This window comes from Pseudomonas putida, assembly GCF_028682475.1.
In the GTDB taxonomy this organism is placed as follows: Bacteria; Pseudomonadota; Gammaproteobacteria; order Pseudomonadales; family Pseudomonadaceae; genus Aquipseudomonas; species Aquipseudomonas putida_AG.
In genome coordinates this window covers 272,524-283,824 of sequence record NZ_JANHLE010000001.1, presented here as the reverse complement: position 1 = coordinate 283,824, position 11,301 = coordinate 272,524, and the positions used below count along the sequence as shown (strand labels likewise).

General features: G+C 63.0%; 9 protein-coding genes. 3 read left to right on the top strand and 6 right to left on the bottom strand.

Annotated elements, in window-relative coordinates:
- Positions 1–2 precede the first annotated feature (2 nt).
- On the bottom strand, positions 3–575 hold the full coding sequence (locus NPS47_RS01420) for a LuxR C-terminal-related transcriptional regulator (protein WP_274293348.1): 573 nt from the start codon (positions 573–575) through the stop codon (positions 3–5).
- A 149-nt stretch (positions 576–724) separates the two neighbouring features.
- Between NPS47_RS01420 and NPS47_RS01415 the strand changes: the two genes are divergently transcribed.
- From NPS47_RS01415 to NPS47_RS01405, 3 genes are read left to right on the top strand one after another with little or no spacing between them, the layout of a single operon-like run.
- Positions 725–1,903: an acetyl-CoA acetyltransferase gene (locus tag NPS47_RS01415; protein ID WP_274293347.1), complete on the top strand. Its 1,179-nt coding sequence runs from the start codon at positions 725–727 to the stop codon at positions 1,901–1,903.
- 2 nt (positions 1,904–1,905) lie between these two features.
- Positions 1,906–3,441, top strand: coding sequence for a class I adenylate-forming enzyme family protein (locus NPS47_RS01410; protein ID WP_274293468.1), 1,536 nt, complete (start codon positions 1,906–1,908; stop codon positions 3,439–3,441).
- 53 nt (positions 3,442–3,494) lie between these two features.
- Positions 3,495–4,847, top strand: coding sequence for an MFS transporter (locus NPS47_RS01405; RefSeq protein ID WP_274293346.1), 1,353 nt, complete (start codon positions 3,495–3,497; stop codon positions 4,845–4,847).
- 67 nt (positions 4,848–4,914) lie between these two features.
- Here NPS47_RS01405 and NPS47_RS01400 read toward each other — a convergent pair whose 3' ends face one another.
- The 5 genes from NPS47_RS01400 to hpaH all read right to left on the bottom strand — a co-directional run bounded on the left by NPS47_RS01400 (position 4,915) and on the right by hpaH (position 11,300).
- Positions 4,915–6,738 carry a caspase family protein gene (locus tag NPS47_RS01400; RefSeq protein WP_274293345.1) on the bottom strand — a complete coding sequence of 608 codons (1,824 nt, stop codon included), beginning with the start codon at positions 6,736–6,738 and terminating at the stop codon, positions 4,915–4,917.
- Positions 6,735–7,664: a hypothetical protein gene (locus NPS47_RS01395; RefSeq protein ID WP_274293344.1), complete on the bottom strand. Its 930-nt coding sequence runs from the start codon at positions 7,662–7,664 to the stop codon at positions 6,735–6,737. The genes NPS47_RS01400 and NPS47_RS01395 overlap by 4 nt, the downstream gene beginning before the upstream one ends.
- 14 nt (positions 7,665–7,678) lie before the next feature.
- Positions 7,679–9,223, bottom strand: coding sequence for a CHASE2 domain-containing protein (locus NPS47_RS01390; protein ID WP_274293343.1), 1,545 nt, complete (start codon positions 9,221–9,223; stop codon positions 7,679–7,681).
- Between the two features lie 446 nt (positions 9,224–9,669).
- Positions 9,670–10,473 carry a 4-hydroxy-2-oxoheptanedioate aldolase gene (hpaI, locus tag NPS47_RS01385; protein ID WP_274293342.1) on the bottom strand — a complete coding sequence of 268 codons (804 nt, stop codon included), beginning with the start codon at positions 10,471–10,473 and terminating at the stop codon, positions 9,670–9,672.
- 23 nt (positions 10,474–10,496) lie between these two features.
- Positions 10,497–11,300 (bottom strand): 2-oxo-hept-4-ene-1,7-dioate hydratase, encoded by an 804-nt coding sequence (gene hpaH / locus NPS47_RS01380; protein ID WP_274293341.1) that lies wholly within the window; start codon positions 11,298–11,300, stop codon positions 10,497–10,499.
- Position 11,301: the final 1 nt, after the last annotated feature.

Sequence of the window (11,301 nt, the reverse complement as noted above, 5' to 3'; positions counted from 1 at the left end):
CGTCAGTTCAGTACGATGATTTTCGACACCAGCTCAGCACTGTTTTTCGCCTGCAATTTCTTCATCAACCGCGCCCGGTGCACTTCCACCGTGCGGTGCGAGATGTTCAGCTTGCGGCCGATCTCTTTGCAGGTCAGGCCGTTGACGATATGCGCGGAAATCTCACGCTCCCTGGGCGTGAGGTTGACCGTGGGCCGGAATGCCCGGTCCATGCGTTCGAAATGCCAGACCATCAACTGAAACGGATCTTCCGGGGTCAGGGTGTAGCCATTGGCCCGGGCCCAGAACACTTCGCCGCTGTGGTGCTGCATGAAACGCTCATCCGAGTAAGCACCGTTCTTGGCGTGGCGCAGCCAGCTCAGGCTGCGTTCGCCGATGGCGTTGTAGTCGGCCTGTGAGGGGTAGAGCTTGAGGATCAGTTCGCCCAGCAGGGCGTCGCGCTGGTAGCCGAACAGGCTCTGGAACGCTTCGTTGAGGTCGAGCATGCGGCGGTTGCCGGTGATCACTTGCGGCGCAGGCGACACCTGGAAGGCCAGGCGCTCAAGGTCTTGCAGTTGTCGGGCGGGGTCGGTCATGGCGCGGGCCTCATTCGTTCCTTTGAAATGTTGCCACGCAGTATCCATCAGTCTGGCTACTCATCCCTATACGTAGTTGCACGAATAGCGAGGGCTTCGGGGTTGGGGCCATTGTAAGGAACGCCTGTTCAACCAGAAGGATAAAAACCATGGCAACCGACTCCGTCAGCATCGTCGCCGCCGCGCATTCGCGCTTTGGCCGCTTGAGCGATGCCACCCTGGAACACCTGATCGTCGATGTCACCCGCGCCGCGCTGGCCGATGCGCAGGTGGCGGCCTCGGAGATCGACGCGCTGTTTCTCGGCCACTTCAATTCAGGGCTGGTGGCGGACGGCTTCCCCGCATCGCTGATGTTGCAGGCCGATCCGGCGTTGCGCTTCAAGCCCGCCACCCGTTGCGAAAACGCCTGCGCCTCGGGCTCGGCGGCGATTCAGGCGGGGATCAATGCGATTCTGTCCGGCAGCGCGGAGCTGGTGCTGGTGGTGGGGGCGGAGAAGATGACCTCCAACTCGACCGCGCAGGTGACCAAGGCGCTGGCCGGTGCAGGCTATCAGCATGATGTGGAAGAAGCAGGGCTGAGCTTTGCGCAGTTGTTCGGGCTGGCTGCCGCACAATACGAGCAGCGTTTTCACAGCCCGCTGTCGGCCATGGCCAGCATTGCCGCGAAGAACCACGCCAATGCCATGAGCAACCCGTTAGCGCAGATGCACAAGGCGATGAGTTTCGAGCACTGCAATACGGTGTCGCAGAGCAATCCCTATATCGCCGAGCCGCTGCGTCTGACCGACTGTTCGCTGGTCAGCGATGGCGCGGCGGCGATTGTGCTGGCGTCGGCCAAGCGTGCCCGGCAGTTCCGCCGCGAGGTGGCGATCAAGGGCATGGCCCAGGTCAACGATGTTCTGCCGCTGTCGCAACGTGACCTGCTGGCCTTTGAAGGGCCGCAGCGGGCGATTCAGTCGGCCTTGAGCAAGGCGCAGGTGAGCCTGGACGATCTGGGGTTTGCCGAGGTCCATGACTGTTTCACCATCGCTGAGCTGCTGATCTATGAAGCCATGGGCCTGGCACCGCGAGGGCAGGGGTATCGGGCACTGGAGGCGGGTATTGTCCAGCCCGGTGGCAAGTTGCCGGTCAACCTGTCGGGCGGGCTCAAGGCCAAGGGGCATCCGGTGGGGGCGACGGGGGTGTCGATGCATGCCCTGGCGTTCGCGCAACTGACCGGCAAGCCGATCGGGCTTGCGGCACCGAATGCCGAGTTCGGCCTGCTCTTCAACATGGGCGGTATGGCGGTCGCCAACTACGCCTCGGTGCTTCAGGCACGGAGGGCGTGAGCTTGAACATTGCCAACTGGTTGCACACCGCCGCCCAGCGCTGGCCCGAACGCCCGGCGCTGTTTGCCGGGCATCGGCAAATTGCCGATTACCAGACCTTTGCCGCCAACGTGCGCGGTCTGGCCTGTCAGCTCATTCACGAGCACGGGGTTGAGCCGGGTGATCGCGTGGCGCTGTTCATGAAGAACTGCTGCGAGTACCTGGAACTGATGTATGCAGTGTGGTGGGTCGGTGCCGTGATCGTGCCGATCAACTGCAAGCTGCACCGCAGCGAAGCCGCCTGGATTGTCGATAACGCCCAGGCGCGGGTGATCTTTACCGATGATGGCCAGGTGTTTGCACCGGGCGAGCTGGCAGAGGATTGCCGCGAGCAGGTCGGGCGCGGGCGGGTGGTGGAGGGCGCAGGCGATGCGCTGGCACTGCCTTACACCTGTAATGCCGATCACCTGGCCTGGCTGTTCTACACCTCCGGCACCACCGGACGCTCCAAGGGGGTGATGCTGTCCCACGGCAACCTGGTGGCGATGTCGCTGTGCTATCCGCTGGATGTCGATGCGCTCAGCGGTAACGAGGCGGTGCTGTATGCCGCGCCGATGTCCCATGGTGCCGGGTTGTACAACTTCATACATGTACGCTGCGGCGCTCGGCACGTGCTGCCGGAGTCCCGTGGCTTCAAGGCTGAAGAAGTGTTCGAGCTGGCGACCCGGCTTGGCGAGGTTTCGCTGTTCGCCGCGCCGACCATGGTCAAGCGCATGGTCGAGCAGGCGCGGGTAACGGGGTATGCCGGTGAAGGGATCAAGACCATCGTCTACGGCGGCGCGCCGATGTACCTGGCCGATTTGCAGGATGCGCTGGACACCTTCGGCCCGCGCCTGGTGCAGATCTACGGCCAGGGCGAGAGCCCGATGACCATCAGCGCCTTGCCCCGCGAAATGATCGCCGATCGTCAGCGCCCGGATTGGAAGCGTATCGCCTCATCAGTCGGGCTGGCGCACGCCTGTGTGGAGGTACGGGTGCTCGATGCCGAGCTACGTCCGCTGCCATCCGGGCAACCCGGCCAGATCGCCGTGCGCGGCCCGACGGTGATGCACGGTTACTGGCGCAACGAAGCCGCCAGCCGCGAGGCGTTGGTCGATGGCTGGTTGCTGACCGGTGACATCGGTTACCTCGACGACCAGAGCTACCTGACCCTCACCGACCGCTGCAAAGACGTGATCATCTCCGGTGGCAGCAACGTCTACCCGCGCGAGGTAGAGGAGGTGCTGGCCCTGCACCCTGAGGTGTTCGAAGTGTGCGTGGTCGGCGAGGCGGATGCCGAGTGGGGCGAGTCGGTGGTGGCCTTTGTGGTTGCCCGTGGTGACAGCCCGCTGGATGAACGTGCGCTAACGGCCTGGTTCCTCGCACGCATGGCCTCGTTCAAGAAACCGAAGAAGTATGTATTCCTCGCCGAACTGCCGAAAAACAGTTACGGCAAGGTACTCAAGACCGAACTGCGTCACTGGCTCAAGGAGGCCGCAAGCGCTGCCGCTGTCCCGTGAAAGGCGTCCCCAGGATTGTTTTCCATCAATAAGAACAAGACAGGAATTCGGCTATGGCAACTCATCAGCACAACCCGGCCCGGCAACGGCGGCGCGCCTTTATCGGCGCAACCTCGGGGCACCTTATCGAATGGTACGACTATGGCGTTTACGGCTTTCTGGCGGTGTATATCGGGCAGGCGTTTTTCGTCTCCGATGACCCGACCACCAGCCTGCTCAGCAGTTTTGCCGCCTTCGCCTTGAGCTTCTTCATCCGTCCTCTGGGCGGGCTGTTCTTCGGGCCTTTGGCCGACAAGATCGGCCGGCGCAAAACCCTGATCACCGTGCTGGTGATGATGGCGGGGTCCACCTGCCTGTTGGGCATGTTGCCGACCTATGCCGCCATTGGCATTGCCGCGCCGATCTTGCTGGTGCTGATTCGCTGCGTGCAGGGTTTCTCTGCGGGCGGTGAGATCGGCACTATCACCAGTTTCATTTCCGAGTACGCAGGGCCCGGGCGGCGGGGCTTTTCCACCTGCTGGCTGATGGTCACCGCGGTGCTGGGGCTGGTGCTCGGCGGCGTGGTTGCCAACGGCATGACCTGGGCGCTCGGTGCCGAGCTGATGCAGGACTGGGGCTGGCGCATTCCCTTCCTGGTCGCCGGGCCCATGGGCCTGGTGTCCATGTACATCCGCCTCAAGCTTGAAGACAGCCCGGAGTTCCTCGCCCTGCAGAAAGCCGGGGAAACCTCCAAGGCGCCGCTGCGTGAAGTCTGGCAGTGGAAGCGGGCGATTGCTCTGGTGTTCTTCATCATCACCCTGCACAGCTCGATCTTCTATCTGGTGCTGACCTTCGCTTCCACCTACATGTCGCGCATCCTCAAGTTCGACAGTGGCACCACGCTGCTTTACGTGTTCATCGCCAGCCTCTCGGCGGCGTTCGTCATGCCGTTTGGCGGGATGTTTACTGATAAGTACGGGCGCAAACCCTTCCTGATGGTGGTGGGGGTGTTGGCGACGCTGGCGATGTACTGGTTCTTCAAAGCCGCGCCTACAGCTACACCGGCCTCGTTCTTCTGGCCGCTGATGGCGGTGGCGATTCTGTTCGGGCTGTATGCCTCATCGACTTACGCGACCATGAGTGAACTGCTACCGACGCGGATCCGCTCTACCGGCATTGCCGTGGCGTACAACATTCCGGTGGCGGTGTTTGGCGGCAGTGCCCCGTTGATTTCGACTTGGCTGATCCAGCAGACGGGGGATATTACCTCGCCGTGGTACTTCTACATCGGTACCGGGATTGTGTCGCTGATTGCTTTGGTGGTGTTGCGCAAGGAGGATTTTGTCGCGTGCCGTGGCGCGGGGGAGGTGGAGCTCGCATCGCAGAACTCGAACCTGGGTATGGGCGCTCGAGCGATTCACAACTGACTGGGTTGGGATAATGCCCGCCAGGGCCCCGCCGTCAGTGCGGCGCCCTGGACCCTTCTGATTGCCTTCACTCGAACTTCATCCCCTGAGCTTCCATGGCCTTGCAGTCGCCGCTGAAGTCGTAGGCAAACGGGCAATACAGCGACCAGCCCATCTCATGGGCGGCGCGCATGCGTTCCAGGATGCTGCTGAACAGCCGCTGGTGCAGCCGTGCATAGAGCTCGGCCTTGTTGTCGGACTGTTCCAGCATGTCCTCCGGAAAGCGGATACTGAACAGCGGCGTGCCATCGTTGCGGCTTTCATAATTGTCCGGCAGCGACTGGGAGTCGATTTTCGTGCAAGGGGGAAGGGATTGATCGGGAACCTTCCAGCCGATGCCGGGTTGCCCGTAGTCCAGGTCCAGGAACTTGCGTCCATAGGCGCCGACGTCCTTGACTACCATGACCAGCTGAATACCGCCATGGCCATCGGCCGTGGCGCAACTGGCCTGGCGTTGGGTCGGAGTAAGGATGTCGGGTTTGGCCAGCACCCCGTGGAGGTTGGTGTTGGCGAAGGTCGCACCGTCGAAGTGACTGTCGCGCAAGTCTGCGCCGTTGAACGATACGTCGTTCAACTGGGCGCCGGAAAAGTCTGCAGCGCGCAGGTCGGCCAGACGAAAGCTGGCTCCGCGCAGGTCGGCGTTGCGAAACGAAGCACCACGCAGGTCGGCGCCGAGCCAGGCCGTACGCTTGAGGCTGGCCTTGTCGAAGCTGGCGCCCGAGGCATCGACGATTGGCAGGTACGCGCCGTCGAGCAGGCTGTTATTGAATTTGCTCCCTTTTGCCGTGGCTGCCTGCAGTCGGGCACCGCTGAGGTCTGCATCGGACAAGTCGCTGCCGGAGACATCCGCGGCCTTGAAGTTGGCGCCGCTGGCTTTGAGCTTCGACAGCTGAGCGCCCTTGCCAAAGGACAAACCCTGGAAAAACTCTGATCGTTCGAAGGTCCGTCCCTCGCTGATCAACGCTGTCAGTGCGGCGCTCTGGCCGATCTCGCCACGGGAGAAACTGCGCGAAGCTTCCAACAGCACATTGAGGTGATCTGACTTGAGGGTTGCGTCACAACTGACCAGGCAGATTTTTTCCAGCTTGGACACCGCCACCGGCAGCTGCTTATTAGTGGTGCTGGCCTGAAAGCTGTAGCGCACTTCGTCGAACACCTGCGACACGGTCAGCCCCGGCGTCGACAGTTTGGCGGCCAGGGTGCGGGCATAGGTGCCGTCGTCGGAGGCCGGTAAGCCCTGACTGGTGGACAGGGCTACCAGGAAGCCGGAGTCGGGCTCGCTCAGTGCCGCCGTTTGCGGGACCACCGCAGCCCCGCCGGGCGTTGACTGGCCCTGGGCGCCGCGACCGGTGGAGGCTTCCAGGGTGCGGCAGGCGTCGATGACGACAATCACGGTAGCACCTGGCGGTCGATTGATGCGCAGCGGCTTGAGCAGGTCGCCAAGGCTCAGGGCCTGTTGCTGGAAGTCCAGTGTGCTGATGGAGGTCACCTCCACTGGTATCAGGTAGTTGTCGTTACCGGTTGCCGGAGCGCCGCCATGACCGGCGTAGTAGAACAGTCCGAGTGCATTTGGACCGGCTTGCAGAAGTTGACTCTGGAAGTCTTTGCGCGCGTTGTTCAGCCCTTCGAGATCGACGTTTTCCCGTAGTTCGAGGGTGAAGCCCAGTTGACTCAGCGTCTGGCGCAGGGTTTCGGCGTCGCGTAATGGGCCGGTCAGACGATCAAGCGGATTGGCGTAGTTGGCGTTGGCGACGATCATCGCCACCCGCTTGCTGCTTGGTGCTGCAGGATCGCCCCGAGCGCCGGCGCAGAGCAGGAGCAAGGCCAGCATCAACAGGGTCGTGATTTTCATTTGGCGGCCACCTGAGGGGTTTCGGCGAGGATGCCGGCGAGTAACCAGCCGGCCAGCCAGTTCTGCCGGGTTTCGTTGAGCATGGCCAGCGCCTGCAAGCGCCAGGCCGGGCCGCCTTCGCGCCACAGCCAGATGGCCCAGGCGGCACGGTGCTCGAGGTCCAGAACGGGTGTGCCGGCCGACACCCAGTCTGGGCGGGGCAGCCTGGTCTGCGGCACCAGGTCGATCTGCCAGATCAGACTGGTACCCCGCGCGTCGAGGACTTCCAGGCCCGCCGCGACGTTGGGAGTGGGCGGCGCGGTGCATTGAACGGTGTCGACGGCTTCGCCGCGCAGCAATAGTTCGCCGTCAAGCGTCAGCCAGTTGCAGCGCCAGGGACCGACACCGTTGTGCCAGCCGAGCACAGGTTGGGTACCGGCGACCAGTGCTTGGCGCGGCAGGTTGTACAACGGTTCGATGGCTTTGAGGCCTGTAGCGACAACCTCTTCCGTGCCACGACCGTGGGTCGGGTTCGCGCGTTGCAGCGTCGGCCCCATGTCGCTGGCACCCTCGAACAGCGCATTCAGGTAGGCCGCTGCCGCACCCAGACTTGCCTTGGCCCCGGCGGGTACGTTGTAGGGGCCGCGGCGTGCGTCCCAGATCAGCAGCTTTCCGGCTTCGAACAGTTCCACTTGCGTCGCTTCGCTGCCTGGCGCAAACAACAGGCTATCGCCCTCACACAGTACGCTGCCAACCGTGGCGGGCTGCGTCGTCTGGTTCGCCGCCCGGTATAGGCTCAGTTGGGCATTGGCCGGGGTCAGGTGATTGATCCGTGATCTGACGCTCAGCCAGCCATCCGGGCAGGGTAACGGCTCGGCTTGAAGCGGCCCGCAGGCGATCAGCAGGCACAGCAGGCTGAGGCGGGACACAGGCAGGGAGTTGTGCATGGCGGGCCTCCGGGTCAGGGGTGGGGGGAGAGGCATAGCAGCTTTTCCAGCTGGCGTTCGACCCCGTGGACGAGGCGATGCACCTGCTCGACGTATTCGTCGATGGCAATGGCCAGTACCGGTATCAGCACGTCCAGCGAGGGCGTCGGCGCGTCGCTGTCGAACGAGAGTGAGAATGCAAGCAGCAGCACCAGAAACAGTGTCGCGATAAAGGCCAGACCCACCAGCACTGCGCGCCAACTGATGGCCAGCAGTGATCGTGACGCGCGGCCTTGCTCGGGGAAGCAGCGACAGCGAACGCAGAAGTAGAGCAGCCAGGGCACGAAGCAGGCCAGTACGATCAGGCATTTTTTGCGCATCAGTTGCCCTAGGCTTTTATCGTGTTGCTGCGGGTAAGCCACGAAGCTGCGCACTGCATTGATGACCACCTCCGGGCCGGCCATGTCACCTAATGGGGTGTAGTGGCGGTCCCGGCGCAAGGGATTGGATACGCCAATGACCACCACTTTGTCGTGGTAGGTCGCCGCCTGAGCGCAGAGTGAGGTCTCGCTGTTCCAGAAATGCGTCGCCAGGCAACGGTCGTAACGCCCGCGATAAACGGCCAGATGGGCCCGCTCCGGTGCATTCAGATCATCCAGGTGGCTGTTTTGTGAGGGCAGGCTGAAGACAATGCGCGGTGCGTTGTCGCGTCGGCTCGGGGCGCTCTGGTCGCATGCAGCGCCGTCGGCCCCCAGGACCAGGGCTGCCAGGTAGGGCAGGCTCGGCAACGACGCTGCCTGGCCGGCCTGACGCAGACACTTTGGGTAACGGCGCAAAGGCTGCCCCGGTACAGGCAGGGCGACCGCCGGGTGCAGGTTGGCGGCCTGGTTGTCTTCGATCAACAGGGGCATGACCAACTGAACCGGACCGGGCTGCCCGGTTGCTGTCGTCGGTTGCATCTCATAGGGACCGGCGAAGAGCACGGGCATTGAGGTGCCAACCTGTTCCAGCACGGTCTGTAGCGCCTGATCTTCGTCTGCTTTGACGATACCGGATTCCCGCGCCAGCACCAGGTCGAGAATCACCAGTCTGGCCTGGCGCCGTTGCAACTCACCGACGATGGCTGCTAGAAGATGGCGGTTCAGAGGCCGTGCCGAGCTGCAGTCGAGTGGCTGTTCAGGTGTCGTCGTGGCCGTGAGACGAGAATGCCGCGCCTCGGTGTATGCCGCGCAGGCCTGCTCTGAAGGCGAAGGGTGCTGTACAGCAGTGAGCCCCACGTTAGTTGGCTCGGGATCGACGTCAAGGAAGACATAGCCATAGCGGTCGCTGTCGCTTCTGGCCGCCACCACACCGGAGGAACTGCTTGCCACTCGCTCGAAATACAGGCTTAACCGCAAACCCAGGTCCTCGCCGTAGGCCTGGATCCCCGGAAACACCTGTTGACTGAGCCACACCAGCGTCACGGCAGTGATGAGCCCCAGGCTCAAACCGGCCAGGGCCTTGACCAGCGCACGCCTGAACCAGCGCGCAAGCACACTGTTGAGTGCTTCTGGCGGGTCAGCGATGCTCGGCCTTTTCATCGTGCGTCCCAGGCTAGCCAACGGATTTTCAGGGCCGAACGAAGTGCGAACGCTCGCAAAGAGAGCGATTCGCCAATCCTGTCCGCACCTTGCCTAAGCGGTGTTGGCGATGCTCCTGCGAGCAACTGCAGCCAAGCCTGAGTATGGCTCATGGCTGTGTGCCAGGCATTTTCTCGACCGACGGGTAACGAGCGTGAGCCAAGGGGAACCGGAGAAGGTACGTCGCTCAGCGTTGCCGTTGTAATAGACGTTGTCGATACCGATATGGCAGACAATGAGTTTTGCCTGGGCAGCACGGATGAGGCGTTCCTACCGGGTGCGCTGGCTGTAGGAGCGGATTCATCCGCGATGGGGCGCGTAGCGGCCCCAAAGACAGGCCTGCTACGCAGTCCATCGCGGCGGTCCGGCGCCCCGGTGAATCCGCTCCTACAATATCCGCGAGGCGATCAGTACACACCACCACCACTGGTAGGCGGTGGCGCTGCGTCCTTGAAGTCGGCGGCCAGGGTCTGCAAGCCACGCATCAGCACCGTTGTGTCGACGCCAACAGCGACGAACCTGGCACCCAGCTCGATGTAGCGCCGTGCCAGTTTCTGATCAGCGCTGAGGATGCCGGCCGCCTTGCCCGCCTTCTGAATCCGCACAATGGCATCCTCAATGGCAGCCTGTACCTCCGGGTGCCCGGGATTACCACGATGGCCCATCGCGGCACTGAGATCAGCCGGCCCAATGAACACACCATCAACCCCTTCAACCGCAGCAATCTCATCCAGCCTGGCCAGGCCTTCGAGGTTCTCGATCTGCACCAGCAGGCACATCTGCGCGTCAGCCTGATCGAGGTAGCCGGGAATGCTGTTCCAGCGCGAGGCACGAGCCAGGGCGCTGCCGACCCCACGCACACCGCTCGGAGGATAGTGAATGGCACGCACCAGTTCGCGAGCCTGTTCGGCACTTTCAACCATCGGCACCAGCAAGGTCTGGGCGCCGATGTCGAGGATCTGCTTGATCAGCGCGGTATCACCGATCACCGGGCGGATGATCGCTTGCGAAGCGTAGGGCGCCACCGCCTGCAACTGCCCAAGCAGGCCGCGCAGGTCGTTGGGGGCGTGTTCACCGTCGATCAGCAGCCAGTCGAATCCGGCATTGGCCGCCAGTTCCGCGCAGTAAGGATCGGCCAGGCCAAGCCACAAACCAATCTGTGCCTCGGCAGTTTGCAGGCGTTGTTTGAAGGTGTTGATGGGCATTTGCATAACGGCGCTTCTCGCTGCTGGGCTCAGACGAAGCGGCAGGCGATGCTGCCGAGCATGTCGTAGTCGACGTGGAAGGTGTCACCGGGGTTGGCTGCGACCGGTCGGGTGAACGAACCACCGAGGATGATCTGGCCAGGCTCAAGCGTGACGTCGTAAGGCGCGAGTTTGTTCGCCAGCCACGCCACACCCTTGGCCGGGTGGTTGAGGACGGCGGCGGAAACCCCGGACTCTTCGATCACGCCATTGCGATAGAGCACCGCCGGCACCTTGCGCAGGTCGATCTCGGTCGGCCGCACCGCGCGACCGCCCATGACCACGCCAGCATTGGCGGCGTTGTCGGAGATGGTGTCGAACACCTTGCGCGTGGCCTTGGTCTGCGGGTCGACCTGCTGAATGCGTGCGTCGATGATTTCCAGCGCCGGGATCACCCATTCGGTGGCATCAAGCACATCGAAGACCGTTACGTTCGGCCCTTTCAGCGGCTTGCCGAGGATGAACGCCAGCTCGACTTCTACGCGCGGCACGATGAAGCGATCGAAGGGGATGTCGCTGCCTTCGTCGAACAGCATGTCATCGAGCAGGGCGCCGTAGTCCGGTTCAGTGATGTTCGAGGATACCTGCATGGCGCGCGAGGTCAGGCCGATCTTGTGGCCGACCAGTTTGCGCCCGCTGTTGATCTTCTGGGCAACCCAGGCGCGCTGGATGGCGTAGGCGTCTTCGATGGTGATTTCCGGGCAGTCCAGGGAGAACTGGCGCACCTGTTCACGCGAGCGCTCGGCGGCGTCGAGGCGGGCAGCGGCCTGCTGGATGAAAGTGGCGTCAAGCATG